General features: G+C 61.7%; 20 protein-coding genes. 5 read left to right on the top strand and 15 right to left on the bottom strand.

Annotated features, from left to right (window positions below):
- Positions 1–189 precede the first annotated feature (189 nt).
- Entirely contained in the window at positions 190–1,485 is a 1,296-nt protein-coding gene (locus tag GEOBRER4_RS02400; RefSeq protein ID WP_185244083.1) for a GGDEF domain-containing response regulator, read from the top strand.
- Between the two features lie 31 nt (positions 1,486–1,516).
- Here GEOBRER4_RS02400 and GEOBRER4_RS02395 read toward each other — a convergent pair whose 3' ends face one another.
- The 5 genes from GEOBRER4_RS02395 to GEOBRER4_RS02375 all read right to left on the bottom strand — a co-directional run bounded on the left by GEOBRER4_RS02395 (position 1,517) and on the right by GEOBRER4_RS02375 (position 8,139).
- Positions 1,517–2,287, bottom strand: coding sequence for an outer membrane protein assembly factor BamD (locus GEOBRER4_RS02395; RefSeq protein ID WP_185244082.1), 771 nt, complete (start codon positions 2,285–2,287; stop codon positions 1,517–1,519).
- Positions 2,288–2,364: 77 nt separating this feature from the next.
- Positions 2,365–4,170: a translational GTPase TypA gene (gene typA, locus GEOBRER4_RS02390; protein WP_085814031.1), complete on the bottom strand. Its 1,806-nt coding sequence runs from the start codon at positions 4,168–4,170 to the stop codon at positions 2,365–2,367.
- A 101-nt stretch (positions 4,171–4,271) separates the two neighbouring features.
- A complete protein-coding gene (locus GEOBRER4_RS02385; protein WP_185244081.1) occupies positions 4,272–5,000 on the bottom strand; it encodes a tetratricopeptide repeat protein in 729 nt (242 codons plus the stop codon).
- 65 nt (positions 5,001–5,065) lie between these two features.
- Positions 5,066–6,502, bottom strand: a complete 1,437-nt coding sequence (locus GEOBRER4_RS02380; RefSeq protein ID WP_185244080.1) for a lytic transglycosylase domain-containing protein — start codon at positions 6,500–6,502, stop codon at positions 5,066–5,068.
- A gap of 500 nt (positions 6,503–7,002) precedes the next feature.
- The gene (locus GEOBRER4_RS02375) at positions 7,003–8,139 is read right to left on the bottom strand and encodes a DUF362 domain-containing protein (protein ID WP_185244079.1); all 1,137 of its coding nucleotides are present in this window, start codon (positions 8,137–8,139) and stop codon (positions 7,003–7,005) included.
- A gap of 55 nt (positions 8,140–8,194) precedes the next feature.
- Between GEOBRER4_RS02375 and xerC the strand changes: the two genes are divergently transcribed.
- Positions 8,195–9,076: a tyrosine recombinase XerC gene (gene xerC / locus GEOBRER4_RS02370; RefSeq protein ID WP_185244078.1), complete on the top strand. Its 882-nt coding sequence runs from the start codon at positions 8,195–8,197 to the stop codon at positions 9,074–9,076.
- A gap of 165 nt (positions 9,077–9,241) precedes the next feature.
- Positions 9,242–11,758: an ATP-binding protein gene (locus GEOBRER4_RS02365; RefSeq protein ID WP_185244077.1), complete on the top strand. Its 2,517-nt coding sequence runs from the start codon at positions 9,242–9,244 to the stop codon at positions 11,756–11,758.
- Between the two features lie 70 nt (positions 11,759–11,828).
- Here the strand turns inward: GEOBRER4_RS02365 and GEOBRER4_RS02360 are convergent, their stop codons facing one another.
- Both GEOBRER4_RS02360 and GEOBRER4_RS02355 read right to left on the bottom strand, forming a co-directional pair.
- Positions 11,829–13,424: an acetyl-CoA hydrolase/transferase C-terminal domain-containing protein gene (locus GEOBRER4_RS02360; protein WP_185244076.1), complete on the bottom strand. Its 1,596-nt coding sequence runs from the start codon at positions 13,422–13,424 to the stop codon at positions 11,829–11,831.
- A gap of 711 nt (positions 13,425–14,135) precedes the next feature.
- Positions 14,136–16,220, bottom strand: a complete 2,085-nt coding sequence (locus GEOBRER4_RS02355; RefSeq protein WP_185244075.1) for a methyl-accepting chemotaxis protein — start codon at positions 16,218–16,220, stop codon at positions 14,136–14,138.
- Positions 16,221–16,512: 292 nt separating this feature from the next.
- Between GEOBRER4_RS02355 and GEOBRER4_RS02350 the strand changes: the two genes are divergently transcribed.
- Positions 16,513–16,956, top strand: a complete 444-nt coding sequence (locus GEOBRER4_RS02350) for a PAS domain-containing protein (RefSeq protein ID WP_185244074.1) — start codon at positions 16,513–16,515, stop codon at positions 16,954–16,956.
- Between the two features lie 97 nt (positions 16,957–17,053).
- On the opposite strand, the gene bfr is transcribed toward GEOBRER4_RS02350, so the two are convergent.
- The 4 genes from bfr to GEOBRER4_RS02330 all read right to left on the bottom strand — a co-directional run bounded on the left by bfr (position 17,054) and on the right by GEOBRER4_RS02330 (position 20,820).
- Positions 17,054–17,521, bottom strand: coding sequence for a bacterioferritin (gene bfr, locus GEOBRER4_RS02345; protein ID WP_185244073.1), 468 nt, complete (start codon positions 17,519–17,521; stop codon positions 17,054–17,056).
- Between the two features lie 317 nt (positions 17,522–17,838).
- Positions 17,839–19,116 (bottom strand): uracil-xanthine permease family protein, encoded by a 1,278-nt coding sequence (locus GEOBRER4_RS02340; RefSeq protein ID WP_185244072.1) that lies wholly within the window; start codon positions 19,114–19,116, stop codon positions 17,839–17,841.
- 63 nt (positions 19,117–19,179) lie between these two features.
- Positions 19,180–19,809 (bottom strand): uracil phosphoribosyltransferase, encoded by a 630-nt coding sequence (gene upp, locus GEOBRER4_RS02335; protein WP_185244071.1) that lies wholly within the window; start codon positions 19,807–19,809, stop codon positions 19,180–19,182.
- Between the two features lie 186 nt (positions 19,810–19,995).
- On the bottom strand, positions 19,996–20,820 hold the full coding sequence (locus GEOBRER4_RS02330) for a rhomboid family intramembrane serine protease (RefSeq protein WP_185244070.1): 825 nt from the start codon (positions 20,818–20,820) through the stop codon (positions 19,996–19,998).
- Between the two features lie 198 nt (positions 20,821–21,018).
- Here GEOBRER4_RS02330 and GEOBRER4_RS02325 point away from each other — a divergent pair, with 198 nt between their 5' ends.
- A complete protein-coding gene (locus GEOBRER4_RS02325) occupies positions 21,019–22,110 on the top strand; it encodes a Glu/Leu/Phe/Val family dehydrogenase (protein WP_185244069.1) in 1,092 nt (363 codons plus the stop codon).
- Positions 22,111–22,145: 35 nt separating this feature from the next.
- Here GEOBRER4_RS02325 and GEOBRER4_RS02320 read toward each other — a convergent pair whose 3' ends face one another.
- From GEOBRER4_RS02320 to GEOBRER4_RS02305, 4 genes are all read right to left on the bottom strand, one after another.
- Positions 22,146–23,366 carry a dihydrolipoamide acetyltransferase family protein gene (locus tag GEOBRER4_RS02320; RefSeq protein WP_185244068.1) on the bottom strand — a complete coding sequence of 407 codons (1,221 nt, stop codon included), beginning with the start codon at positions 23,364–23,366 and terminating at the stop codon, positions 22,146–22,148.
- 138 nt (positions 23,367–23,504) lie between these two features.
- Entirely contained in the window at positions 23,505–24,467 is a 963-nt protein-coding gene (locus GEOBRER4_RS02315) for an alpha-ketoacid dehydrogenase subunit beta (RefSeq protein ID WP_185244067.1), read from the bottom strand.
- A 1-nt stretch (position 24,468) separates the two neighbouring features.
- The gene (pdhA, locus tag GEOBRER4_RS02310; RefSeq protein ID WP_185244066.1) at positions 24,469–25,524 is read right to left on the bottom strand and encodes a pyruvate dehydrogenase (acetyl-transferring) E1 component subunit alpha; all 1,056 of its coding nucleotides are present in this window, start codon (positions 25,522–25,524) and stop codon (positions 24,469–24,471) included.
- Positions 25,525–25,814: 290 nt separating this feature from the next.
- Positions 25,815–26,492 (bottom strand): TVP38/TMEM64 family protein, encoded by a 678-nt coding sequence (locus GEOBRER4_RS02305; RefSeq protein WP_185244065.1) that lies wholly within the window; start codon positions 26,490–26,492, stop codon positions 25,815–25,817.
- Between the last annotated feature and the right edge of the window lie 76 nt (positions 26,493–26,568).

Genomic DNA, 26,568 nt, shown 5'->3' with positions numbered 1-26,568 from the left:
TTAGTCAAAGCTAACGCCCAACCGAGCCACTGGGACACAACCAAGGGTCCTTCAACCCTTTAGCCGCTTCGCGAGGGGCGTCCAATTGATGAGCATGAAACCAGTCGCTTGCCTTTACACATTAGTACAGTACAATTCCTCACTTGATTGTTCCGCGTAGGGATATCGCGTTTCAGGGAGAAGCACTCCATGGGAAGACTGCTCAGAGTACTGATGGTGGAAGACGCCCCCGACGATGCGCAGCTCATCGTGATCCGACTGGAACAGGGAGGGTTCGACGTACAGTTCCGGCGCGTCGACAGCGCCCAGGCCATGTGCGAGGCACTGGATGGACCCCAGTGGGACGTCATCATCTGCGACTACGTGATGCCCGGCTTCAGCGGGCTGCAGGCCCTGAAAATCCTCAAGGAGAAGGGCACGGACATCCCCTTCCTGATGATCTCGGGCAAGGTCGGGGAAGAGGCCGCGGCCGAGGCTATCCGCTGCGGTGCGGACGCTTTCCTGCTCAAAGGGAACCTGGGCGGCCTGATCCCGGCGGTGCAAAGATCTATCGCAGATGTGGCGCTGCGCGAACAGAACCGTCGCCACGAGCAGGAATTGAAGGATAAGCTCACCTTCATCCAGGTTCTCATCGACACGCTCCCGACCCCCATCTTCTACAACGACCCCAACGGCCTCTACCTCGGCTGCAACAAGGCGTTCGAGGAGCAGATCGGGATGAAGCGGGGCGAGAACATCAACAAGAGCATCTACGACATACTCCCCCCGGACCTGGCGGCCCTGTACACCCGCGGGGAAGAGGTCGCTGGAAACGGCGGCGGCCCGCGCAGCTTCGAGGGAACCATCACCTGCGCCGACGGTGAAAGCCGCGACGTCATCTTCTACAGCGCCTCCTTCAGCAACTCCGGCTCCACAAGCGGCGGCGTCGTCGGCGCGCTGCTCGACATCTCTGAGAGAAAGCGCGCGGAGAACAAGCTCCGCTACCTGAGCACCCACGACATGCTTACCGGCATCTACAACCGCGCCTACTTCGACGAGGAACTGGAGCGCCTGAAGAAGGGGCGCAAGTTTCCGGTCAGCATCGTCATGGCGGACGTGGATGGCCTCAAGGAGGCCAACGACCGGTTCGGTCACGCGGCGGGGGACGAACTGCTTAAACATGCCGCTGAGGTGTTGAAGAACGCTTTCAGGAGGGAGGACGTAGCGGCGCGCATCGGCGGCGACGAGTTTGCGGCGCTGCTCCCCAATACGGACGAGGTAGCCCTGGTCGAGGCGATGGAGCGGCTACAGCAGCAACTGCAGCTAAGCAACAAGGAGCACCACGGCTTCCCGCTACCTTTAAGCCTTTCGATAGGCGCGGCGACGGCATTGAACGGCGAGGACCTGACCGCCGCCTGGCGCGTCGCCGACCAGAGGATGTACCGCGAGAAGAAAGGGCGCAGTGCCTGCACGCCGCAGTTCAGACAGCGCCACATCAGCGCCTGATATTCTCCGCTATGGTGCGGCGCCTCCCAGGCTATGCCCCTTGCGAGGAGTAGCCGGCGAAGCCTTTCTGCAACAGCAGGGAGGCTTCCTTGTTCCGGGGGCTTGCCGGATACTCGGCGGCGAGCCTCTGCAAAGCGACCTTACCCTGCTGCAACTCCCCCGCCTTCAGATATGCCTTCCCAAGGTAGAAAAGCGTGTCGTCCAGCCTGGTCAGCCCAGGGAAGCGCACCAGCGCCTCGTTCAGCCTCTTAATCGCCGACTGGTACTTCTCGGTCCTCAGGTAGAAGTTGCCGACGTAGTTCTCGTAGGCCAGCTGTTTGTCGCGGCAGTCGGCTAGCTTTTTGGACAGCTCCGGGGCGTACTCCGACCGTGGGAACTGCCCCAGGAACGCCTCCAGTGTGGCCACCGCGTTCTTGACCGGGGTCTGATCGGTGTCTGTCCCGGCGATCTGCTGGTAGTGGCTCAAGGCCAGCCGGTAAAGCGCGTAAGGGGCCTGGGGGTGGGTCGGGTGCAGCTTGCGGAAGTCTTCATAGGCTGCCGCAGCCTCGATGTAGGCCTTGTTCTCGAAATGGGCGTCCGCGATCTTCAGCTCGGCCTGGCTGGTCAGAGCCGGGGCGGTGTCGCTTTCCTTCACTTTCTTCCAGCTCTCGATCGCCTCGTTGTAGTTGCGCTTGGCGAAAGCGGCCTCGCCTTCCTTGAAATAGGTGTCGGCGCTTTTTACCGGCGCAGGCGCCGAGGCGCAGGCGCTGATCAGGCACAGTGCGGAGCAAAGGGCAAGGTGACGCAGGGGTCGAAGCTGCATGAGGTGACTCCTTTCCAAGTGGTTGTGGCCCAGCGACAAAGTCCCCGGGACGGCTCACGTCCCGGGGACCTCTTGTTTTAGCTGCGGTTGGCGCGCTTGCGCATGGTGGGGTCGAGCACCTTTTTCCTGAGGCGGATCGACACCGGGGTGACCTCGACCAGCTCGTCCTCGTCGATGAACTCGAGCGCCTGCTCCAGAGTGAGGACCCTGGGAGGGGTGAGCTTGATGGCGTCGTCGGAGCCGGAGGCGCGCACGTTGGTGAGCTTCTTCCCCTTGCAGGGGTTCACCTCAAGGTCGTTGTCTTTGGCGTGCTGCCCGACGATCATGCCGCCGTATACTTCCACCCCTGCGCCGAGGAACAGGATGCCGCGCGGCTGCAGCGCATCGAGCGAGTAGGCGGTGGTCTCGCCCTGCTCCATGGCGATCAAGACGCCGTTCTTCCTCCCCGGGATCTCCCCTTTGTAGGGGGCGTACTCGTGGAAGGTGTGGGTGATCACCGCGGTGCCGCGGGTCTCGGTGAGGAACTCCCCCCTCAAGCCGATCAGGCCACGGGCTGGGACGATGAACTCGAGACGGATGGTGTCGCCCATAGGCGTCATGGCTGCCATCTCACCCTTGCGGGGGCCCATGCGCTCGATTATGGCGCCCTGGTACTCGGCGGGGACGTCCACCACCAGGTATTCCATCGGCTCGTGGCGCACGCCGTTCACCATGCGCATGATGACCTCAGGCTTCGAAACCGCCATTTCGAACCCTTCGCGGCGCATGTTCTCGATCAGGATGGAGAGGTGCAGCTCACCGCGGCCCGAGACCTGGAAGGTGTCGGCGTTGGAGGTATCGGATACCCGCAGCGACACGTTGGTCCTAAGCTCCCGGTCCAGGCGCTCGCGGATGTTCCTGGAGGTCACCAGCTTCCCCTCGCGCCCGGCGAAGGGGGAGGAGTTGACGATGAAGTTCATGGACAGGGTTGGCTCGTCGATGGCAACGTAGGGAAGCGGAATCGGGTTGTCGGCCGCGGCGAGGGTCTCGCCGATACCAACCTCGGTGAAGCCCGCGATGGTGACGATGTCCCCGGTAAAGGCCTCGGCAATCTCGACCTGCTTCAGCCCCTCGTATCCCAGGAGCTTGGTGACGCGCGCTTTGGAGATGGCGCCGTCGCGCTTTATAAGGGCGACGGTCTCGCCGGAGCTCACCTTGCCGTTGAAGATCTTCCCGGTGGCGATGCGGCCGATGTAATCGTTATAGTCGATGTTGGTGACCAGGAGCTGGAAGGGAGCGGTCGCGTCCCCTTCGGGGGGATGGACGTTCTCCTTGATCAGCTCGAAGAGCGGCTCCATGTTCTCGGAGGGCTGCTCCATCTCCCGCATGGCGTAGCCCATCTTGGCGCTGGTGTAGCAGATGGCGAAGTCGAGCTGGGCGTCGGAGGCCTGCAGTTCGCAGAAAAGGTCGAACACCATGTCCACCACCTCTGCGGGGCGGGCACCGGGACGGTCGACCTTGTTGATCACGACGATCGGCTTAAGCCCCAGGTCGAGCGACTTCTTGAGTACGAAGCGGGTCTGCGGCATCGGGCCGTCGAGGGCGTCCACCAGCAAAAGCACCGAGTCGACCATCTTCAACACGCGCTCGACTTCGCCGCCGAAGTCCGCGTGCCCCGGGGTGTCCACGATGTTGATCTTGTAGTCGCCGTGGTGGATGGAGAGGTTCTTGGCGAGGATGGTGATGCCGCGCTCCTTCTCCAGGTCGTTGGAATCCATCACCCTCTCGGTGATCGCCTCGTTTTCTCTGAATACGCCGGACTGCTTAAGCATCGCGTCCACCAGGGTGGTCTTGCCGTGGTCGACGTGTGCGATGATCGCTATGTTTCTGATCTTCTCCTGCATGGGTTGCAGCTCCTCTTACTTCGACGCCTAAAATAAAAAGACGAGCATGACGCCCGTCTTAAAAACGACCCAATATGGCATGTTTCGCCACAGTTGACAAGTTATTTTCTTATGATACGCCGCCTTCCGCCCATCGCGGCCATCTGCTGCTTCTGGATGGTGCCGAGGCTTTCCAGGTGGAACTGCAGCCACATCTCGCCGTACCCCTTCATCTTCATCTTCTTCCCTTCGCGCAGAAGCTCCAGGTTCTGCTTCAGGTTCTCGTCCCCCGGGAGCTTGGATACCCCCTTGGCCAGCACCTCGCACCCCTTCACCGTCTCCCCGATCTCGTTGAGGCAGTAGGCGTAGAGGGCGTAGAGGAGCGACTCCTTGGGCGAGCCCATAAGCGCCTTGTCGAAGGTCTCCTTCATCTTGTCGTGCTTGTTGCGCTTCATGTAGGTGACGGCGAGCATCCCCATGGTGACCCAGTTCTTGAAGAAGCCCTTCTCCAGGTAGGGAAACGCCGTCGAGAAGTCGCGTCTCACGAAGTAGACCATGCCGATGGCGGAGTTGATCTGGCTCTCCACGTAGATCTGCCACTTGCCGAAGCGCAGCGCGCTCTTCAGATCGCGGATCCCCTTCTCGAAGCGCTGGGCCTGGATGTCCTTCATGGCAGGTTCCATGATCGCCTCGAGCTTCTTGGTGACGATGCGGGAGATGACGAGGAAGCTCCCCAGAAAGACCAGCAGCGCGGCAAGACCTGCGGCCCACCAGTACTGGAAACCTGCGGAGAGGGAGACGATGAGAAAAACGGCCACGGCCGCGCCTGCGGAGATGAGAAGGTTGTACATGGTATGGCTTGTCCTTTCGTGCTGCTTGAGGGGTGATTGTTGAATGTGGAGGTCGGCGTGCGGGTCTAGCCCGAATCCCTGCCCGGGGCGCCCTTTTGGTACTTGGCAACGATGATGCGCTTGCCGGGCTTCAGCGCCACCCTGGTCTTCAGGTTGTTCCAGGCCGAGAGCACCCGAGCCGTGACGTTGAACCGTTTTGCCAGGGAAGCCAGGGTGTCACCCTTCTTCACGGTGTAGTACTTGTGCAGCTCCTTTGGCTCCGCCGCGGCCGGCGCCGGCTTCTCCTCTACCCGCGCCGCGACCTGGACCGGGACGGTCAGCATCCGTCCGTGGAGCTTGGCGGCCTTCTTGCGCCCCAGGTCGTTCAACTCGGCTATGGCCTGCGGGGTGGTCTTGAAGCGTCTGGCAATGGAGATCAGGGTGTCCTTTTTCTTGGCGCGGTAGCGCACGTGCTTCACCTTCTCGGTGTAGCGCTCGGACTCGGGGATCTTGGCGTACTCGACCTCGAAGACGACTGCCGTCCCTTTGGGAACCTTCAGCTGGTATCCCGGGTAGTCCGGGGGGGTCGAGCCGCGGCGCAGCGCGGGGTTCAAGTCGCGTATGGCCTGCACCTCGACACCGCAGGCCTTGGCCACGACCTCGAGGTCGGTGCGCGACGGGATCTTCACCACGTCGAACTCGATTGGGGGAAGGTAGGCAACGTCGGCAAAGCCGTGCTTGGCTGGTTCCTTGGCGATGATGGCGGCGGCCAAGAGTTTCGGGACGTAGTCCTTGGTCTCCCGGGCCAGATAGCTCCCCTTGGAGATCTCCCAGAAGTCGCGGGTGTTGTACATGTTGATGGCGCGCAGGATCTTGTTTTCTCCCGCGTTGTACCCTGCGGCTGCCAGGTACCAGTCGTTGTTGAAGAGCGCGTAAAGCTCTTTAAGGTAGAGCGCCGCGGCAACCGTCGCCTTCAAGGGATCGCGCCTCTCGTCGATCCAGGGGTCGATCCTGAGCGCGTAACGTTTCCCCGTCTGGGGCATGAACTGCCAGGGACCGACCGCGCTCGCCACCGAGACCGCGTGCGTCATGAAACCGCTCTCGATCATCGCCAGATAGACCAGGTCCTCGGGGAGCCCTTCCTTCTTCAGCACCGTCTTCATCATCGGGATGTAGCGCTCGCTCCGGGAGAGCCACTTGGCGAAGACCGGACGAGCCGGCCCCTGGAAGTAGCGGACGAAGTAGTCCACCTTGGTGTTGAAGGTAAGCGGGATATCGGAGTCGGGAAGTTCCATCTCCGGCAGTTTGAGGTCGTAATCCTGGGAATCATCGCTGAAATCTTCATCGTCGGAGAAATCCGAGGGGGTGAGGCCGAGTCCTTTGGAGAGCGCGACGTCGGAGGAGTTGGAGGCGACCTGCATGGCCCGGGCCAGGTGGCGCTCGTCGGCGGCCGAGCTGGCGGGCGCTGCGAAAGCGGTGGTAGAGAACAGCAGTGACAGTATGATGAGGGTCGCTTTGATCATTCAATACCTATTTACGGGGTTGTACCGCGGCCGAACGCACAGGTGCGCAGAATAGCGGAATTCAGAGGAGTTGTCAATTCAAAGGGGCTTTTGACGCTGTCGCGAGGGGGTTGCGCTTGAGGGGGGGGCACGGCGCAGGTTACCGTTTCCTGCCGGATATGAGGGAATGGACTTGTGGCAAATGCGCAGGGGCGGTGGCTGCGGGCTCGTCGGTGCCAGGTTAAATGCCCGGCAGAAGCGGGAAGCTGGGTGGGGAAATGAAAAAGCCCCCTGCCGGTAGGGCGGGGGGCTTTTTGGGGAACGCCCGCCGGTGTTATCCGGCGGGCTGACTAGGGCAACCCTCTTTGCAGTGGGTTACGGGGCGAATCATATAGAAATTGGTCCACATATCTGATGTCTCCTTTTCCCTGGTGGATTTTCATCCCTCGCTGTGTGGTTCCCGGAGGATGCTGCAAATATAATACTCGCGTTCTTCAATGTCAACCCGCCCCCAGGGTGAATTAAAGGGAGGTGCCGCTCTTTTTTATTAGCGAAAGAAGCCAGCCGTCCCTGAGCCTCAGCGCCGCATGCGGGCAGAGTTCCCGGCAGCAAAAACAGCGTATGCAGCGACGGTAATCGAAGCGCAGCCTCCCCCCCTCGACCCTGATCGCCCCAGGAGGACAAGCCCTGACGCAGATCTCGCAGAGCCGGCACGCCCCCTCCACCACCTCGGGCCGAGAGGTGAGCTGGTTTCTGAGCCGGTGCTTCAGGAACCCGGGAAGGCCGAACTGCACGTCTGACAGGTGGGGTAGTCTGAAGCTGCGGTAGGGGACTTCATTAGATTGAAGCCCAAGATATTCCACCTCGGAGCGCTCGGCTCCGGGAAGCTTCATCCGGCGCGCCGCGTTCTCCACGTAGAGGAGCTTTTTGGGGATGCCGGCTATCTCCGCTGCCACGAGGTCCACGGCGACGGCGTTCTCCCCCGCCAGAAGGAGGCCGACCTGGCAGGGGTCGCCACTTCCCGGGCCGTTTCCCTCCATGCCGACTATGGCGTCCACGATGTTCAGGTCCGGTTCGCGCAGCCGGTACACCTCCAAGAGCATCCTGGCGAAGAGATCCTTGTCCGCACCCGCCTTCAGGTGCCAGGCGGCCTTCTGCGTCCCCACAATGGCGCCGAAGAGGTTCTTGACGCAGCAGGTCATGGTCATCATCTCGTGCGTTTTCAGCTTGGGGAGGTTGATCAGGCGGTCCGCCTCAAGGTAGGGGGCGGCGAGCTCGAAGCGCCGGTAGAGTCCCAGGCCCGGAACCTCGCGGGTCTGCTCGAATGGGACGAACTCGGCCCCGGTCTCCTCGATCACCGGCAGCAGCCCCGAGCGCTTGGCGACCTTGACGGCGCTTCCTATTCCCGGCGAATCCCCGACCAGCGCCACTCCCCCCGCCAGCTGCACCTGCCGGATCACGGCCCGCAGCAGTTCCGGGTGCGTGGTGACGGCGGCCTCGGGAGGCTTCGCGGCAAGGAGGTTCGGCTTGATCAGAACCCGTTCGCCGGGCTTCACGAAGCGCTCCATCCCGCCCAGGCGGGCCAGGAGCCGGGCCACCCCTTCCTGGACCAACTCCCGCCGGTAATCACCCACCTTCTCTACCGCAACCTGGTACATCGCTCCTCCGGAAATTCGTTGTCAAGCTGGGGTTTCATGAGTAAGATTCCATACCATGAAAGCTGAACTGGAGCAATTCTATAGCTACCTGGAGACCGAACGCAACGTCTCCCCCCACACGGTCGCCGCCTATAAAAGCGACCTGGAGCAGTTCCGCGCCTTCCTTGCCAAAGACCTTGAGGAGCCTCGTGCCGAGGAGGTCGACCACCTCACCATCAGGCGCTACCTGGCGCAGTTGCACAAGGTATGCGCCAAAAGCTCCATCGGCCGCAAGCTCGCCGCGATCAGGGCGCTGTACCGGTTCCTAATACGCGAAGGGAAGCTGGAGAAAAACCCGGCTGAACTCGTGAGTACCCCGAAGAAGGAAAAAAAGCTCCCCTTCCATCTGAACATCGACCAGGTAAGCGCACTGGTTACGGCGCCGCAAGGGGATTCCCCCCTGCCGCTTCGCGACCGCGCCGTTTTGGAGACGCTTTACTCCTGCGGCATCAGGGTGAGCGAGTTGACCGGCATGAACGTCGGGGACATGGATCTTGCAGCCGGTCTCGCCCGGGTCCTGGGCAAAGGGGGGAAGGAGCGGCTGGTCCCGGTCGGCTCCTGCGCCAGAAGCGCCCTGGCCGCCTATCTTGCCGAGCGCGGCAACCCTGGCTCATCCGAGCCGCTGATCCTGAACGCCCGCGGGGGACGGCTCACCCGGCGCAGCGTGGCACGCATAGTCGACGCCCACATGCTTCTCATCGCCACCATGCGCAAGGTCTCCCCGCACACCCTGCGCCACACCTTCGCGACCCACCTCTTGGAAGGAGGCGCCGATCTGCGCGCTATCCAGGAGCTCTTGGGACACGCCTCCCTCTCCACCACCCAGAAGTACACCCACGTCAGCATCGACAAGCTGATGGAGGTCTACGACAAGGCCCACCCCAAGGCGCGCGACTAACCGGTCGCGGTTAATCTTCATTCATTCCCGCTATTTAAGTACACAGAACGCTTGCGCGGCGGCGCAATACGTTGTAACTTGCACAGCGCCATTTTCTTAATGAGACAGCCCACCCCACATCCGGACCCCGGATCCAGCAGCAGCACACTGATGGAGCCCATCCCCATGACGAAAAAGCAGCTATACAACAGCAGGATACTGCTCACCTACCTCAATCTGCTCAAGAACAGGTACCAAGAGGTGGACCCCGCCGACATCCTGGAGTACGCAGATATAAGCCCGTACCACGTGACCGATGCCGCCTACTGGTTCACCCAGTCCCAGGTGGACCGGTTCAACGAGCGGTTGGTGCAGCTGACTGGGAATCCCGGCATCGCGCGCGAGGGGGGAAGATACGCCGCCTCCCGCGACTCGCTCGGCTTCATAGGGAAGTACGTCCTTGGGCTCGTCGGCCCCGGCGACGCCTTTTTCAGCATTAATAAATCCAGCTCCAACTTCACCAAATCCTCACGTTTCGAATGCAGGAAGATCGCCAAGAACAAGGTGGAGATCACTGTCACCGCTCTTCCCGGGGTGAGGGAAAGCGCCTTCCAGTGCGAAAACCGCATCGGCTTCTTCGAGGCGATGCTGGCGAGCTTCAACTGCGAATCTCCCCTGATCGAACATCCCGAGTGCAGCTTCAAGGGAGGCGCCTGCTGCCGCTACGTCATCTCCTGGCGCAACAGGCTGCCGCGACGGCTGCGCACCACTCGGAACTGGCTCACGGCTGCGATGGTCGCAGCCGCCGTCGGTTTCCATTCCCCCTCCCCCTGGTCGGCCCTGTCGCTCGGCCCGCTGTTTCTCGCCTTCTTCTTCGCCTTGAGCCACCTGGCCTCGCACCTGGAGAAACGTGAACTGCGTGCGGCGCTGGTGAACCTCAAAGAATCGACGGACGAACTACTGGAACAGACGACCACCAACTACCAGAACGCCCTGCTGGTCAACGAAGTCGGCCAGGCGCTCAGCAAACGGGCCGGCCAGGAGCGGCTGCTCGAAGACATCGTAGCCGTGCTGGAAATGAGGCTCGGTTACGACAGGGGGATGATCCTTCTTTCCGACGCCCAGCGGAGCAAACTGAAGTTCCGGGTCGGATTCGGTTACGACGAGTCCCAGCTGAGCGTGCTGCAGGACGCCTGTTTCAACCTGGACAAACCGAACTCGCGTGGGGTCTTCGCCACCTGCTTCACGGAACAGAAACCTTTCCTCATCAACGACTTCGCCGAGGTGGCCGCGCTGCATTCCGCCCACAGCGTCCAATTCGCGCAGCAGATGGGGACCAGGTCCTTTATCTGCTGCGCCATTGTCTGCGAAGGTGAACCGCTAGGGGTCCTGGCAATGGACAACGTGCGCAGCAAGAGGCCCCTGGTCGGCAGCGACCTGAGCATTTTGATGGGGGTGGCGCCGGTAATAGGGATCAGCATCAGCAACGCCATCCATGTCGACAACGAGAGACGGATAACGGAGCAGTTGCGGCAGTCGCAGAAGAGGGAGGCGATGGGGGAATTCGCAAGCGGCGTGGCACACGACTTCAACAACCTGCTGACCGCCATAATCGGCTTCGCAAGCCTGGCACAAGCGAACCTCGTTGCCGACAGCATCCCCTTCCAGTACCTCGACGAGGTGCTAAACGCCTCAGAGCGCGCCACCTACCTCACCCGGGATCTGCTCGCCTTCGGCAGGAACCAGGCGGCCAACCCCCAGGCGGTGGACCTGAACCGGATCGTCGGGCAGATGGAGAGGCTTTTGGGGCGGCTCATCTCCCGGCAGATCGAACTCAGGGTCTCGCTTTGCGACGAGGCGCCCACGGTCCTCGCCGACCCAGGGCACCTGGACCAGGTTGTGATGAACCTGGCCACCAACGCCCGCGACGCCATGAACAACGCCGGCATCCTTACCATAGAGACTGCTGTAGTGGAGCTCTCCTGCGACTCCACCAGGTCGCCAGGCGCCAAGTCCGCCGGGCGTTACGCGAGGCTCTCGGTCCGGGACACGGGGAGGGGGATGGACGAGGAGACACGGGGGAGGCTTTTCGAGCCTTTCTTCACAACCAAGGAAGCCGGGCAGGGAACCGGTCTGGGACTCGCCATCGTCCAGGGGATCGTGCAGCAAAGCGGTGGCTTTATCGAAGTGGAAAGCTCTCCCGGGAAAGGGGCCTGCTTCCTGATCCATCTCCCCCTGCTGCAGGAGATCGAAGAACCCGCTCAGGCTCCGCTGGCCGTATATCCCCTCTCCTCCCCCGGCGGCGAAACCGTACTGGTGGCCGAAGATGCGCTGGAGGTGAGGAGGGTCACGGCTGAGTTGCTGCAGCAGCACGGCTACAGGGTCATCGAGGCGGCTGACGGATGCGAAGCGCTGGAAAAGTTCCTCAAGCACCAGGATCAGATCAAGCTGGTGATCATGGACCTGGTGATGCCCAGGATGGGCGGCCGCGACGCCTTCGACGCCATCGCCAAGTGCAACCCCGATCTCAAGGTCCTTTTCACGAGCGCCTACCCTCCCGAAGAGGTCGACGCTGGCCGGTCGGTCCTGCCGGAAGGAAGCTTCCTTGCCAAGCCGTGCCAGCCGCGTCCCCTGCTTCTTGCCGTCAGGCGCCTGCTCGGCAGCAGCCTGAGCATGAGGCAGTACTCGGCCAGACGCGGCTGAGGCGCCAGGACGCAAAAAAGCCCCGCCGGACTCCGGCGGGGCTTTTTCAGTTGTTTCAAACTGCGAGCGATTACTCGCAGAGGTCGATCTTGACGTCCCAGTTCTTGAGCTTCATGGTGCCGTTCTTCTCAAGGTTGAGGTGCATCTTGAAGGCGCGGTCCCAAAGCTGCGGCTCGTGGCCGACCTTCTTCGCCAGGCACTCTTTCTCGGCGATGTCGAGGTACTCGGTGAGCTGCGCCTTGTAGTCCGGGTGCGCGCACTTCTCGATGATGCGGCGGGCACGCTCCTTGGGAGCCATGCCGCGCAGGTCGGCCAGGCCCTGCTCGGTGATGACGCAGTCGAGGTCGTGCTCGGTGTGGTCAATGTGCGAGCAGTGCGGCACCACGCAGGAGATACCGTTCGGGTCGGTCTTCGACGGACGGGAGGACGGGGTGTGCATCATCTTCAGGAAGCCGTTCCTCAAGAAGTCGCCCGAGCCACCCAGGCCGTTGATCATGCGGGTACCACCGACCAGGGTGGAGTTTGCGTGCGCGTAGATGTCGATCTCGACCGGGGTGTTCATCGCGATGCACCCCAGACGACGAATCGGCTCAGGGGCGTTGGAGATGGAGAGCGGACGCAGGGTGATCTTGTCGAAGTACTTGTCCATGTTCTCGAAGAAGCGCGGGAAGCCCGGGGTCGCCGAGAGGGAAAGGGAGCAGGAGGAGGCCGCGTCGAGCTTGCCGGAATCGAACAGGTCGAGCATGGTGTCCTGGAGCACCTCGGTGTACACGGTCAGGTTGGAGAAGGGGCCCTTGGCGAGGCCGCCGATGACGGCGTTGGCGATGGAGCCTACGCCCGACTGGATCGGGAGGAGGTTCTTCGGCAGACGGCCGGCTTTCACCTCGTGGGTGAAGAAGTCGATGATGTGGTTTGCAATCGCCTCGGAGGTGTCGTCCTGCTCAGCGAAGGCACGACCCTGGTCGCGCAGCTTGGACTCGACCACGGCGACGACCTTGCTCGGGTCGCACGGGATCGAGGTGGAGCCGATCCTCTCGCCGGCGTGGGTGATCCCCAGGATCTGACGGTTCGGCGGGGTGAGCGGGGTCAAGAGGTCGTGGATACCTTCGAAGGAAGGCTGTCCGGTGTTAACCTCGAGGATGATCTTGTCGCAGATCATCAGGATTTCGGGGATGACGCCGCAGGAAGAGGTCGGCACCAGGGAGCCGTCTTCCTTGATCGCGGAGACTTCGATGATGGCGAGGTCGAGCTTGCCGCTTTCGGAGTCCTTGGTGTAGAAGCCGTAGCCCAGGTCCTGCGCGAACAGGGAGAGGTGCTTGTCGCCCATGCGGATGCGGCCCGCGTTGATGCCGGCGGCGATGTTCTTGCCGGTCTGGTACGGCCAGCGGCGGTCGATCATGTCCAGAGTTGCCCAACGGTCTTCGGTCTCGGCGCCGACGGAAGCACCGATGAAGAGGTTGAATTTCAGCTTGCCCTGCAGGTTGTTCTTCTCGACATGGTCAGCCAGGGCGATAGGCACCACTTTCGGGTAACCGGCCGGGGTGAAGCCGGACCAGCCAAGGTTCATCCCGTTCTTGAAGAAATCGATGGTCTGCTCGGGAGCCATGACCTTGTTCAAAAGTTGCTTGCATTGTACCCGGTCTTGCAGTGTGCCGTACTCGGACATAACTTCCTCCTGTTCTGTTTTGGTGTCTACGACAAAAACCAGCCGCGAAGCTGATGTATAACAAGGGCTTGGCTGCGGCGCCGGATCGTTTTGCTTCATGATCCTGCAACGCGGTTGCATGTGCCTGGCGAAAATTAGAACCGGATTCTACTGAAGAGAACTATGAGAGTCAAGCGTAATAAACCAAGGGAGCTGCGCCCTGTTGCATCGAGTGTCTCACCCGCGTCGAGCTGATTAACGCCTTCTTAGCATTGCACGGGATCCGATGTATACAGTATGCAATCTAATCTGAACGCGCTGTTTCAGTCAAGAATAAAAAAATGTTTCGGGTGTGGCTTAGAGGGGTTGGTTCAACTGCCGGCCATGTTTGTCACGTGATACCGAAGGGTTCGCTTTCCCGGCCTCACTCCGAGAGATGGCATTTTTGCCCCGCGATAAAGGCCGCAATGTGCGCTATCCTGCGGCCGTAAAAGCCGTACCAGACCAGCTTCAGGACCCGCCTCTTTTCAGGAACGCCGGCGGCGGCAGATGCCGGAAACAGCAAACACCGTATCAGGAGAAAAAGGCGCCTGAAACCGGCGAAAATAGAACAACTGCGCCCCCGAAGGGCAGGATCGTGCACAGCAAAAGGGCCAATTGCTAAAAAAACGGCCGTACCCCAAGGAGGTACGGCCTGTTTTATTTCGAAATATTCCTGCTGAAAGCGGAGCGTCACTCCTCGGCCCGGTAGCCCAAGCGCACGGCACCCCAGTGACGGTTGTTGAAGCTTATCGGCGTGGAGATGTCGTTCATGATCTCGCCGGTATCCCTCATGTAGGTCTGCAGCAGGAACGCCTCGCTGTTTTGCGCGGCCTTGAGTCCGGTCTTGTCGTTGAAGATCCTCTTGGTACGGTTGTTCACCCGGTCCAGGTCCGGGTCGCCGGTCAGGGGCTTTGAGTAGCGCAGGTTGTGGCTGGCGACGTAGCCGCGGTCGTCGACGCAGATCGCGAAGAAGACGTTGCCGTTACGGGCCAGGATCTCCTCCTGGAGCGGCGAGACATACTGGTCGAAGAAACTGTCGAATGCGGTGTTGTATTTTTGCGGCGACGTGTTCGGGATGGGGCGGTAGTTCCTGTCGCTCATATCCGCCATGGTGATCTTCCCGGCAGCGACCCCGGCTTCTATGGCCTCGACAAACCGGTCCCGCAGCTCGCATGCCATGCGCTTCATCTCGTCATGGCGGTTGCCCACGCTGAACTTGCCGACGGTGGAGAAGATCTGCTCCGCCACACCGGTCAGTTCTTGGAACGCCTTTTCGCTCTCAGTCATGTCTGTGTGCACCATAGATGCCGATTCAGAAACGTTGTGGATCTTGTCGGCGATCTCGTTGGTGGTGGCGCTTTGTTCTTCCGTGGCCGACGCTATCTGGTTTATCAGCTGCGCCGTCTCGCCGGCAAGCCCGAGGATTTTCTCCAGGCACTCCTTGGCAGCCAGCGACTTGGAGACGCCGTCTTCCACCCGCTCCTGCTCCTGCGAGATGGATCGCGCCGCCTCGCGGCTTTCGACCTGGATGTTGGTAATTATCTTGGCTATCTCCTTGGTGGAGGTGGCCGTTTTCTCCGAGAGCATCTTCACCTCGTCAGCGACAACGGCGAAACCGCGCCCGTGCTCCCCCGCACGAGCCGCCTCGATGGCCGCGTTCAGAGCGAGCAGCTTGGTTTGGTCCGCTATGTCCTCGATCAGGTTGATGATGTCACCGATCTGCGCTGACGACGATTCGAGTTTCCCCACCGTCTCCAGGGTCTGCGCCACGTTCTCCCGCACCGACACGATGCTGTTGCAGGCATCGTCCACAACCGACATCCCGCGACTGGCCGCCTCGTCCACCTCCGCCGAGAACCCGGCAGCCTGGTGGGTGTTGCCGGCGACAACGTTGAGCGTGGCGGCCATCTCCTCGGTAGCCACCGCCACCGTCTCGGAACGGTCCTTCTGGTCCGCCGAGCAGACCACCGTTTTTTGCGCCCGACTCGAGACGTGGCAAAGAGAGATGGAGATGTGCTCTGCCAGGTCGTAGAGGACCGTAACCGTCTCCCTCAGCTTTCGCACCAGGTGGTTGATGTGCCGCGCCAGGTCCCCTATCTCGTCGTTGGAACGTACCGGGATCTCCTTGGTGAGATCCCCTTCCCCTTCGGCTATGTCCTTGAGCTTCTCGGAGAAAAAGAGCAGGTCGCGCACCACCGTCTTCTTGAAGAAGAGGTACATGCAGAGCATCATGCCCAGGAAGAAGGCCACCCCCGCCGCCAGGAGGATCGCTATCATCCTGATCGCGTTCTTGTACCCCTCCTCCATGGAAGAGGTGAGCAGCAGCCCCCCAAGATACTTGTCAGAGGCGTCGTGGCACTGCTTGCAGCGCTCCTCGTTAACAAGCGGAACCGCGGTACGAAGCACGTGTATCCCGTCCAGGACCTGCCGGATCTCGATCCGTTTGCCCGCCGCGAGACTGTCTGCTACCTGCCGGTCCAGCTTCTCGGATACGGTATCCTTTCCTTCCTTGTTGAAGATCTGGACATCGAAGCCGAACTTCTTCTCCTTGGCCACCTTCGCCAGGTTCGCCACCGACTGGATATCCTCTTTCATCATGAACGCCGCAACCTCCTCGGTAATGACGGCTTCCATGGTACGGCTGTTTTTTGCCTGCAACTCCATGCTCGACCGGTACTGCAGCCAGATGGCAAGGCACCCTACAATGGTGATGCCGATGAAGAGGTTTATCCCCACTATAGACAGGATTTTGTGCATCAGTTTGTTCTTGAACATCTGGCCTCCTCGAATAATCCTTTTCCAACGCCTCTTTGGTAGGAGTATCGGCAGGTTGTCCCGCTACTTTAGCGGTGACGTTTACAATTATTTTTACTTAACCAAACAACGTTCTTGAAAACCACAGACTAACGCGGACGGTTTTTCGGGCACCGCCGTCACTGTTGGCTCATGACGACTGTCTCTGTAAATTTTTTTTGCCAGATGCGTTTAGCTGCCGCTATTTGATCTGAATCAAAGCCTGTCGCTGCGACTGATGATATGCTTTGCTAAAAACACCCGGAGGTGTTCCATGAACCAATTAGAGGACCATGAACTGCACCGGCAACTGGTGCAAGAGTGCAACGACGCCATCATCTTCTCCGACCGGCAAGGGGTGATCAGGCTCTGGAACAGTGGAGCCGAGCGCATGCTGGGGTTTTCCGCGGAAGAGGCGATAGGGAAGTCGCTGGACATCTTCATCCCGGAGAACCAGCGCGCCCGCCACTGGGAGGGGTACTTCAGGGTGATGGAAACCGGTTACACCCATTACCAGACCGACCTGCTCGCGGCCCCCGCCCTGCGCAAGGACGGCAGCCGCATTTCCACCGAATTCTCCATGACCATCATCAGGGACGCAGACGGCAAAGTTGCCGGGACGGCGGCGGTGATGCGGGACGTTACTGCGAAGTGGCAGAAGGATAAGGCGCTGCGGGCAAGGCTTGCCGAGCTGGAAAAGGAGTTGGGGGAGAGGTGATGCCGCAGGCGTGTCGCTGGGCCTTGGAAAAAGAAAGGGCTCCGGAGTTTGACTCCGGAGCCCTTTCCGCGACCGCGATGGGTAGGAGGTGGCGACTTCACCCCACCTGGTCGACGAGGTAGTTCTGCACGCCCATCTGGGCTATCTGGTCCAGTTGCGCCTCGATATCGTCTATGTGGTCCTCTTCCTGATCGAGGATCGACTGCAACAGTTCGCGGGTTCCGTTGTCCCCCAACTCCACGGCAATCCTGATGCTTTCGTTGTACCCCTTGATGGCGGTCTCCTCCAGGGCGTGGTCGAACTGGTGCATCTTGGGGATTTCGCCGCCGATATGGATCGGGTCCAGCCTGCTGACGATCGGCCTCCCTTCCAGGAACAGTATCCGCTCGATGAGCTTCTCGGCGTGTTTCATCTCCACGATCGCCCTTTCCCTGATCTTTCCGTGCAGCCTTTTGTACCCCCAGTTCTCGCACATCTCGGCGTGAACCATGTACTGGTTCGTGGCAGTCAGCTCTTCGGCCAGGCGCACGTTCAACTGCTCAATCACCCTTTCGTTTCCCTTCATCTAAAACCTCCTTTTATATATGTGGTAGCAGCCGCCAGACCGCTCGACACTCCGACAGGGGTACGCTGGCACTGGTTAAAATTAATAGTCATTAATTTTAACGCATATGATTATACCGAGCGAGAGACGATTGGCAATGCTCGGAGTTCGTTGCGAAGAACGGTTGCTGCCGGCTTTGTCCGGATGGTTGCCTGGGGCAAGGAAGATGGGACGCGAACTGAAAGGCGGGTTGCACGGGAGAGGGTGGCGATACGAAGAGTGGGCAGCTGAAAAGCGCTGACGCGCCGGCGGCAGAGGCCGGCGCGCCAGGATCAATGTCAGGGGACGGTCTCCGGTTCCGCCTCGTCCGTCTCGACCCCCATGGGGAGTGCTTCGCCCTTGGGGAGGACCAGGTTGAGCAGAATCGCAGCTATGCCGCAGAGCGAGACGCCGTGCAGGTGCTGTCCGGCCACGTTGAGGCTCAGCCCTCCGATGCCGAAGACCAGCACCAGCGAGACGATGATCAGGTTGCGCGGGCGGTGCATGTCGACCTGGGCGTGGATCAGGGTGTTGAGGCCCACCGACGCGATGGAGCCGAAGAGGAGCATCATGATACCCCCCATGACCGGGACAGGGATGGACTGCAGGATGGCGTTGAACTTGCCGAAGAAAGCCATGACGATGGCGAAGCCGGCGGCCCAGGTCATGATGACCGGGTTGTAGCAGCGGGTGATCATCACCGCCCCGGTTACCTCTGCATAGGTGGTGACGGGGGGGCCTCCGATCAGCGCGGCGGTGCAGACGGCGAGCCCGTCGCCGAGCATGGTGCGGTGCAGGCCGGGCTTCACGGTGTAGTCCTTGCCGGTCACGGCGCCAATGGCGACGACGTCGCCGACATGCTCGATGGCCGGGGCGAGCGCCACCGGGATCATGAACAGGATTGCCGCCCAGTTGAACTGGGGGGTCACGAAGGTCGGGACCTCGATCCAGGGGGCCGCGGCAATCTTGGTGAAATCGACCAGCCCCAGGAAGATGGAAAGGACATAGCCGACGGCCACGCCGGAGAGGACCGGCAAAAGCCGGAAGATCCCCTTGGCGCGCACGGCAACCGCGGCGGTGGTGGCAAGGGAGATCGCCGCCACCAGGATGGCGGTGTCGTAATCGACCAGCACCCCCTTGCCGTCACCGGTCTTGCCCATGGCCATGTTGACCGCAACGCCGGCAAGCCCCAGGCCGATCACCATGATGATGGGACCCACGACCACCGGGGGCATGATGCGGTGGATGAAATCCGCGCCGCGCAGGTAGATCACCAGGGAGAGCGCGAGGTAGAGCCACCCGGCGGCGAAGAGCCCGCCCAGGGTGGCCGGCATCCCCCAGGTCTGGACGCTGTAGATGATGGGCGCGATGAAGGCGAAGGAGGAGCCTAAGAAGATGGGGACTTGGCGCTTGGTGCAGATCTGGAAGATGATGGTGCCCACGCCGGCGCCAAGAAGGGCCATGCTCGGGTTGAGCCCGGTGAGAATCGGCACCAGCACCAGCGCCCCGAACGCGACAAAAAGGATCTGCGCTCCGGAAAGCGCCTGGCGCCATACCGGTTCTTTTGCTTCTGACATGCAGTTGACCTCGCTAGGAAAGTGATACGGGAGGAAACGCCCCCGTTTTAATTGCAGGGTGCGTTACTTGGTGCCGAAGATCTTGTCGCCGGCGTCCCCCAGCCCGGGGAGGATGTAACCTTGCTCGTTCAACCTCTCGTCGATCGCGGCCACGTAGATGTCGATCTCGGGGTAGGCCGCGGTGATCTTCGCCAGCCCTTCCGGAGCGGCGACGAGGCACAGGACGCGGATCTGGAGGCAGCCGTTCTTCTTGAGCATCTCTATGGTGGCGGCCATGGAACCGCCGGTTGCGAGCATCGGGTCGATGATGAGTGCAAGGCGTTCGTCGAGGCTTCCGACGAACCTCTCGAAATAGGTATGCGCCTCAAGCGTCTCCTCGTTGCGGGCCAGCCCCACCACGCTCACCTTGGCGTTGGGGATCATGTCCAGGACGCCGTCCAGCATGCCGATGCCGGCGCGCAGGATCGGGACCACCGTCACCTTCTTCCCCTTCAACTGCTGGATCACAACCTTGCTGCCGTCCCATCCGGTGATGGTCCTCGGCTCGATCTGAAAATCCCTGCTGGCCTCGTAGGCGAGCAGGGAGGCGATCTCCGAAGTGAGCTCGCGGAACTTCTTGGTGCTTATCCCGGCCTCGCGCATCAGGCCGATCTTGTGCTTCACCAGCGGGTGGTTTACTTCATGGACACTCATCAGGATCTCCCGTCCGAAAATTTTGGTCTTACCATACCGGAATTTGCCCATACAAACAAGCAGTTGAGCATTAGACACAACCAATAGGAGACGGATGGGAGGAGCGGCGGAAGAAAAGGGGGACGGGGTACTTTTCATTGGTAAAAAGTGGCCTGTCCCTTTTCCGGTGCGGGGGATTAGTGCGGCTCAACTGAAGCGGTAGGCGAGGGAAAAATAGGCAGCGTAGCAAAGGACGGCCACGGTGGCGACGAGGCAGATCAACGCGAGCAGGCGGTGCGCGCTGTTCTCGCGGCTCCCCTCTTGGTACCCCAGGAGTTTCGCCAGCACGACACCCCCAACGACGCCGCCGCCGTGCCCCCAGTTGTTGATGCCGGGCATGATCAGGCCGAAGAGGACCAGGCTGATCAGCCAGCCGCTCACTTCCCGGGAAACGGCCGCGCCGTAATTGCCGCCGCGGCTTTTACCGAAATAGTAAAGGGCTCCGATCAGGCCGCAAACGGAGGCGGAAGCACCGATGGTGAAGGGGATCCCGGCGAAGAAGGAGGCGACGTAGCCGGCAACGCCGCTTAAGGTGTAAATCACGAACATGCGGCTCGCGCCGAACTCGGCGCTCACCCAGGGGCCGATCTGGCGCAGCGCCATCATGTTGAAGAGGATGTGCAGCAGTCCCCCGTGCAGGTAGTTGGCCGAAATAAGGCTCCAGACGCGCCCCAACTCCAGCACAGGAATGGTGCCAGTAGCGCCCAGCAGCAGCAAGCTGTTCTGGTCCGGCGACAGGAAACTCAAGGGGTTCATGTCGAAGCCGCGCCTGCCGCTCACCAGCAGCGACAGCAGGTAAAAAACGACGTTGGCGGCGATGATCCCCTGCACCACGAAGCCGGCATCGAGACCTCCGCGCAGCATATCTCTGACCCTGGCGCCGAAGCTTGGACGCGGCGCGCCGCACCACATGCATTGTGGTTGTCTGGCGTCTATCTCTCTGCCGCATCTGGAACAGGTTATGGAACGCATCTTTCTACCTCGTAATTTAAGCTGCCCCCCACTGTACCATTTCGCATCTATAAAACAACAAGGCAGAGAGCTTTCGAACGAACAGCCGGCATCTCTGACAGAGAAAGCAAGTGCAATCATTGCGGCGGCCGGTTGGGATGATAGATTTTACGGGTTCGTTTTACAAGCAGGCTGAGAAAAGCAAAGAGGAGGCTTTTTATGCCAGAGATGCTGTTTGACGACTTCGGACCGTGCAAAGTGATAGAACTGTACTCCCCCAAGGAAGGGGTGCGGGGCATCGTGGTGATCGACAACGTCGCGCTAGGCCTGGCTGTGGGAGGCGTCCGTGTCACCCCTACCGTCACTACCGAGGAGATTCGTCGCCTGGCCCGCACCATGACATTGAAAAATTCCATCGCGGGGCTTCCACACGGCGGCGCCAAGGCCGGCATCGTGGCGGACCCGGCCGATCCACGCAAGGAGCGGATCTTCCGCGTCTTCGCCAGGATGATCAGGGGACTTACCGAGTACATCCCCGGCCCCGACATGGGCTGCGACGAGACGTCGATGGCGTGGATCCTGGACGAAACCGGGAGAGCGGTGGGGCTTCCCGAGGAGATCGGAGGGCTGCCGCTGGACCGGCTGGGGGCGACCGGCTACGGGGTCGCCGAATGCGCTGAGGTGGCTGCCCGCTTCGCGAACCTGGAACTGAAGGGGGCCAGGGTGGCGGTCGAGGGGTTCGGGAGCGTAGGCAAAGCCGCCGCGCGCTTTCTGATCGACAAAGGGGCCGTACTCGTTGCAGCCTCCGACACCAAGGGGGCCGTCCATGATCCGGCGGGAATCGATGTGAGCGAACTGATCGAGGCAAAGCGTCAACAGGGGTCGGTCACGGGGTTCGGCAAGGGGAGCCGCCTGGCCGCAGCCGACCTCTTCGACGTCCCTTGCGACATACTGGTCCCGGCCGCAGCCCCGGACGTGATCAACGCCGGGAACGTGGAAAAGATAAAGGCGCGCATTATCCTGCAGGGAGCCAACATCCCGGCCACGGCGGAGGCGGAAAAGCGGCTGCAGCAGCGCGGGGTCCTGGTGGTGCCGGATTTCATCGCCAACGCCGGCGGCGTGATCATGGCGGCCATGGAATACGCAGGGAAGAACGAGACGGAGGCCTTCGCCGCGATCAGGGAGCGGATCAGGAAGAACACCGCCCGAGTCCTTGAGAAGGCGGCTAGCGAGGGGACCCTGCCGCGGACGGCGGCGGACACGCTGGCGCGGGAACGGGTGAGAAAAGCGATGGGGTACCGGGATTACTAAGGAGCCGGTCGCGAAGCGGCAGCCTGGCGCCTGGCCTAGGCGCTGTGCAGAAAAAGCAACGCGGGGTCCTCGAGGTAGCGGAGTACCTTCCCCAGGAACCTCGCTGCATCGGCACCGTCGGTGGCGCGATGGTCGAAGGTGAGCGACAGCGGCAGGATCTTCCTGATGGCGATCTGGCCCCGATGCACCCAGGGGCGCTCGACGATGCGCCCAAAACCCATGATGGCGATGTCGGGCCAGTTGATGATGGGGGTGGCGAAGGTGCCGCCGAAATGTCCGTAGTTGGTGATGGTGAAACTACTCCCGCGCAGTTCCTCCAGCGATATGCTTCGCTCGCGCGCCTTGCGGCCGAGTTCCTGGACCGCCTGCGCTAGCTCGATGATGCTCTTCTTGTCCACATCCCGGATCACCGGGACCATGAGCCCCTCCGGCGTATCCACAGCGATTCCGAAATGGTACTGCTTCTTCAGCACCAGCTCCTGCGCCTCGTCGTCGATAGAGCCGTTCAAAAGCGGGTGCTCGCGCAGCGCGTGCTGGACCGCCTTGATGAAGAAAGGGAGGAAGGTCAGGTGCGCGCCCCGGGACTCCACCTCCCCCTGCTCCCGCACCCGCATCTCCCAGATGTCCGTGATGTCGACCTCTTCCATGCTGGTGACGAAAGCGGTGGTCCTCTGGGAAGCGAGCACGTTCCGGGCGATGGTGCGCCGCAGCCCTCTCAGCGGCAGCCGTTCCTCCTCTTCCGGCACCGGCTTCGCTTTCTGCGCCGCCTGTGGCATCTGGTCCAGGTCCTCGGGCTTGATGCAGCCGTGAGGGCCGGTCCCCCGGATGCCTTTCAGGTCGATACCCCGCTCCCTGGCCATCTTCCGCACCATCGGCGTCGCCAGCCCCTCGAACCCGGCAGGCGCCGCCGGGGGAGACTCCTCCTCCGGTTCCGGCAGTGACCCCACGATGCCGACCGAGGCGGAACGCGGCGTCGGTTTACGCTCCTCTTCGGCACGCTCATTCCTGGCCGGCTCCTTTGCCTCGGCGAAAGTCACCAGCGTCTCGCCGACCAGGACCGTCTCCCCCTCCTTGCGGTGGAGGCGGGCAACGACACCTGCGCGCGGAGCCGGGACCTCGACCACAGCCTTGTCCGTCTCCACCTCCACCAGCGGCTGATGTTCCGCAACAGCGTCCCCTTCAGCCACCAGCCAGCGGCGCAGTTCCACCTCGGCGATCCCTTCACCCAGATCGGGGAGTTTGAAATCCGTAGGCATAAGAAACCCCTTGTTACCCAATCGCTTTTGCCTTCCTCTGTGATGAGAGCCGTTGCTTTTCCCCGGGAAAACCTCTGTGGCCTCCGTGGACCTCAGCGCCCTCTGTGTTCCACCTTTCGCCGTTTGCTCCGGTTTTTGTCAGTACTTAAGCACCTCGTCCAGCGCCGCCCGTATCCGGTCGGGACCCGGAAGGTACTGGTCGATGAGCTTCGCCAAGGGCACCGGCACGTCGGGAGCGGTCACCCTCAGGATCGGCGCGCGCAGGTGCAGCATCGCCTCCTCCGCCAGCGTCGCGGCTATCTCGGCCCCCAGGCCGCAGGTCTTGATCGCCTCGTGGACGATGACCGCCCTTCCGGTCTTTTGAACCGAAGCAAGCAGGGTCTCCAGGTCCAGCGGGTTCAGGGTGAGCAGATCTATGACTTCGGCGTCGTACCCGTCGACCGACTTAAGCACCCGCTCCAGCATGCTCCCCCAGGCAACAACGGTGACCGCGGAGCCTTTACGCGCTAACCGCGCCTTCCCCAGTTCCAGTTGGTAATCCCCTTCCGGCACCTCTTCCTTAATCATGCGGTAGAGCCGTGTCGGCTCCAGGAACAGGACCGGGTCCGGGTCGCGCAGGGCCGCCAAAAGTAGCCCCTTGGCGCTGTAGGGACCCGACGGCACCACCACCTTGAGCCCGGGGATGTGGCAGAAGATGGCCTCCGTGCTTTCCTCGTGCAGTTCCGGCGCCTTGATTCCACCGCCGTAGGGGGTGCGGACCACCAGCGGGCAGCTGAAACGCCCGCGGGAGCGCGATCGCAGCCTTGCCGCGTGGGCGAAGAGCTGCTCGAAGGCGGAGTAGGTGAAGCCCATGAACTGGATCTCCGGCACCGGGCGCAGCCCGTAAGCGGCCATCCCGACTGCGGCCCCCATGATGGCCGACTCGCAAAGCGGGGTATCCAGCACCCTCTCCGGCCCGAAGCGCTCCTGGAGCCCCTCGGTGACGCGGAATACCCCGCCGTCGCGTCCCAGGTCCTCCCCGAGGAGCACCACCCGGTCGTCGCGCGCCATCTCGTCGGCGAGAGCCTGGTTTATCGCCTGCACCATGTTAAGTTGCGCCATGTCAGCGTCCCTTCCTTTGCTCGGCCTGTCGCTGGGTGAGCGTCGCCAGTACTCCGTCGAATAGCTCTGCCGGCGAGGGGTGGGGTGCCGCCTCCATCTCCCCCACCGCCCGATCGATCAGCGCAATCGCCTCGTCCTTGACCACCCTCCCCTGCTCGGGGGTCCAGGCGCCGCTTGCCGCCAGAAAACGCTCCAGCCTGAGAATCGGGTCGCGCCCACTCCAAAGCGCCACCTCCTCGTCCGAGCGGTAGCGCCCGGCGTCGTCAGCCGTGGTGTGGTCGGCCATGCGGTAGGTGAGGCATTCCAGGAAGGTGGGACCTGCGCCGCTTCTGGCCTTTTCCAGCGCGTTGAGGGTCGCGCGGTAGACGGCCAGGATGTCATTGCCGTCCACCTGCACACCTTCGAACCCGTAGCCCAGGGCCTTCTGGGCCAGCGATGCCGACGCCGTCTGCCCCTTGAGCGGGACCGAGATGGCCCACTGGTTGTTCTGGCAGATGAAGACGACGGGGAGCTGGTACACCCCGGCCATGTTCATCGCCTCGTGGAAGTCCCCCTTGGAGGTCGCACCGTCGCCGAAGTAGACGACCACGGCGGCGGGATCCCGGCGGTAGCGGATGGCGAGCGCTGCACCGACCGCATGCGGGATCTGGCTCCCGACCGCAACGCAGAAGGGAAAGATGTTTAGATCTGGCGGCGTCTTCTGGGCCCGCTCGTCCCCTCCCCAGTACTGGAGTAGCTGCGGGATGGGGTACCCCAGCGTCAGATGCGCCCCCATCTCCCGGAACGAGGGGAACACCCAGTCGCTAGCCTTGAGCGCGAAGGCGCTCCCCACCTGGGCCGCCTCCTGCCCACGGATCGGAGGATAGGTCCCCAGTCGCCCCTCCCGCTGCAGGGAGACGGCACGCTCGTCAAAGCAGCGCGCAAGCACCATGAGCTGGTACATGCGCCAGATCTCGTCGGCCGAAAGTTCAGGCATCAGGGACAAATCGGCGCTGCCGTTCTCATTGAGAACACTCAGGCGTTTTATTTGGAAAGTGGCAAGGATTTCTTCGGGCATGCTCGGACCTTCCGCGGAGGTGGCGATCAAAGATTGGGAGAGTGTAAACGCACACTTGCAGGATGTCAAAAGAGGTCGAGAAAGGAGGGACTACTTAACCAGCCTCGCGCAGGAGGCGGAAGAGACTAATGAAAGCGATTCTGATGGGATAGGCAACGCCGGGGTAGAAAGGAGCTTGCGCACCCGCAGCTTTTCGCCCCCCGAGGACTGTAGAAGGATCATCGACCATCACCCTGTCCCTCTCCCACAGGGAGAGGGAACCCAGGTTTCAAGGAATTCAGTGAGAACTGCTAGCCGGTTTTCTTTTTCACCTTACTGTAGATGACCGGCACCAGGGCGAAGAGTCCCAAAAGGGCAAAGGAGCCTAGCACCCGGGGAGAGGCGACGTCGGAGAGGGAATCGATGGTGGCAAGGCTCGCCCCTGCGTTGACGAAGACGAACCCTCCGGGGATGATCCCGATCAGCGTCCCCGGGACGAAGACGCGCAAGGGGAGGCGAGTGAGCCCGGCGGCGAGGTTGATCAGGAAGAACGGGAACAGCGGCACCAGCCTAAGAAAGAGCAGGTAGTTGAAACCGCGTGCTTCCAGCTCCCGGTTCAGCCCCTCCAGTTTCGGTCCGAACTTGCCGAGCACGAGGTCGCGCAGCAGGTAGCGGGTCACCACGAAAGCGAGCGTCGCTCCAACGGTGGCGGCGATGACGGCGTAGCAGGTCCCGGCCAGGGAGCCGAAGATGGCGCCTGCCGCCAGCGACAAGATGGCTGCGCCGGGAAGCGAGAGCGCCGTCTGCAGGATGTAAAGGGCCATGAAGCCGGCGACCGTGGCAGCCCGGTGCGCCGCGTAGTACTGGAGGAGCGCCTGCCGGTTGGCCTTGAGCGACTCCAGGGTCAGGTAACGCCCCAGATCGAGGTAGAAGAAGAGGAAGACGCAGATGACGGCAACGGCGAGGAGGAGGATCTTTTTCAGGTTCATGCGGCGAGGTACTCCGGAGACAGAGGATAAAAGATTAAGATTAATAAAATCTGATTTTAGATAGCGATTGGTGCCT

Origin of the sequence: Citrifermentans bremense (assembly GCF_014218275.1) — a bacterium.
Taxonomy (GTDB): Bacteria; Desulfobacterota; Desulfuromonadia; order Geobacterales; family Geobacteraceae; genus Geomonas; species Geomonas pelophila.
This window is presented reverse-complemented; position numbering and strand designations above follow the sequence as displayed.

Coding starts and splice junctions, on each gene's coding strand:
- GEOBRER4_RS02400 (WP_185244083.1), top strand. CDS start 190: ATGGGAAGACTGCTCAGAGTACTGATGGTGGAAGACGCCCCCGACGAT.
- GEOBRER4_RS02395 (WP_185244082.1), bottom strand. CDS start 2,287: ATGCAGCTTCGACCCCTGCGTCACCTTGCCCTTTGCTCCGCACTGTGC.
- typA (WP_085814031.1), bottom strand. CDS start 4,170: ATGCAGGAGAAGATCAGAAACATAGCGATCATCGCACACGTCGACCAC.
- GEOBRER4_RS02385 (WP_185244081.1), bottom strand. CDS start 5,000: ATGTACAACCTTCTCATCTCCGCAGGCGCGGCCGTGGCCGTTTTTCTC.
- GEOBRER4_RS02380 (WP_185244080.1), bottom strand. CDS start 6,502: ATGATCAAAGCGACCCTCATCATACTGTCACTGCTGTTCTCTACCACC.
- GEOBRER4_RS02375 (WP_185244079.1), bottom strand. CDS start 8,139: ATGTACCAGGTTGCGGTAGAGAAGGTGGGTGATTACCGGCGGGAGTTG.
- xerC (WP_185244078.1), top strand. CDS start 8,195: ATGAAAGCTGAACTGGAGCAATTCTATAGCTACCTGGAGACCGAACGC.
- GEOBRER4_RS02365 (WP_185244077.1), top strand. CDS start 9,242: ATGACGAAAAAGCAGCTATACAACAGCAGGATACTGCTCACCTACCTC.
- GEOBRER4_RS02360 (WP_185244076.1), bottom strand. CDS start 13,424: ATGTCCGAGTACGGCACACTGCAAGACCGGGTACAATGCAAGCAACTT.
- GEOBRER4_RS02355 (WP_185244075.1), bottom strand. CDS start 16,220: ATGTTCAAGAACAAACTGATGCACAAAATCCTGTCTATAGTGGGGATA.
- GEOBRER4_RS02350 (WP_185244074.1), top strand. CDS start 16,513: ATGAACCAATTAGAGGACCATGAACTGCACCGGCAACTGGTGCAAGAG.
- bfr (WP_185244073.1), bottom strand. CDS start 17,521: ATGAAGGGAAACGAAAGGGTGATTGAGCAGTTGAACGTGCGCCTGGCC.
- GEOBRER4_RS02340 (WP_185244072.1), bottom strand. CDS start 19,116: ATGTCAGAAGCAAAAGAACCGGTATGGCGCCAGGCGCTTTCCGGAGCG.
- upp (WP_185244071.1), bottom strand. CDS start 19,809: ATGAGTGTCCATGAAGTAAACCACCCGCTGGTGAAGCACAAGATCGGC.
- GEOBRER4_RS02330 (WP_185244070.1), bottom strand. CDS start 20,820: ATGCGTTCCATAACCTGTTCCAGATGCGGCAGAGAGATAGACGCCAGA.
- GEOBRER4_RS02325 (WP_185244069.1), top strand. CDS start 21,019: ATGCCAGAGATGCTGTTTGACGACTTCGGACCGTGCAAAGTGATAGAA.
- GEOBRER4_RS02320 (WP_185244068.1), bottom strand. CDS start 23,366: ATGCCTACGGATTTCAAACTCCCCGATCTGGGTGAAGGGATCGCCGAG.
- GEOBRER4_RS02315 (WP_185244067.1), bottom strand. CDS start 24,467: ATGGCGCAACTTAACATGGTGCAGGCGATAAACCAGGCTCTCGCCGAC.
- pdhA (WP_185244066.1), bottom strand. CDS start 25,524: ATGCCCGAAGAAATCCTTGCCACTTTCCAAATAAAACGCCTGAGTGTT.
- GEOBRER4_RS02305 (WP_185244065.1), bottom strand. CDS start 26,492: ATGAACCTGAAAAAGATCCTCCTCCTCGCCGTTGCCGTCATCTGCGTC.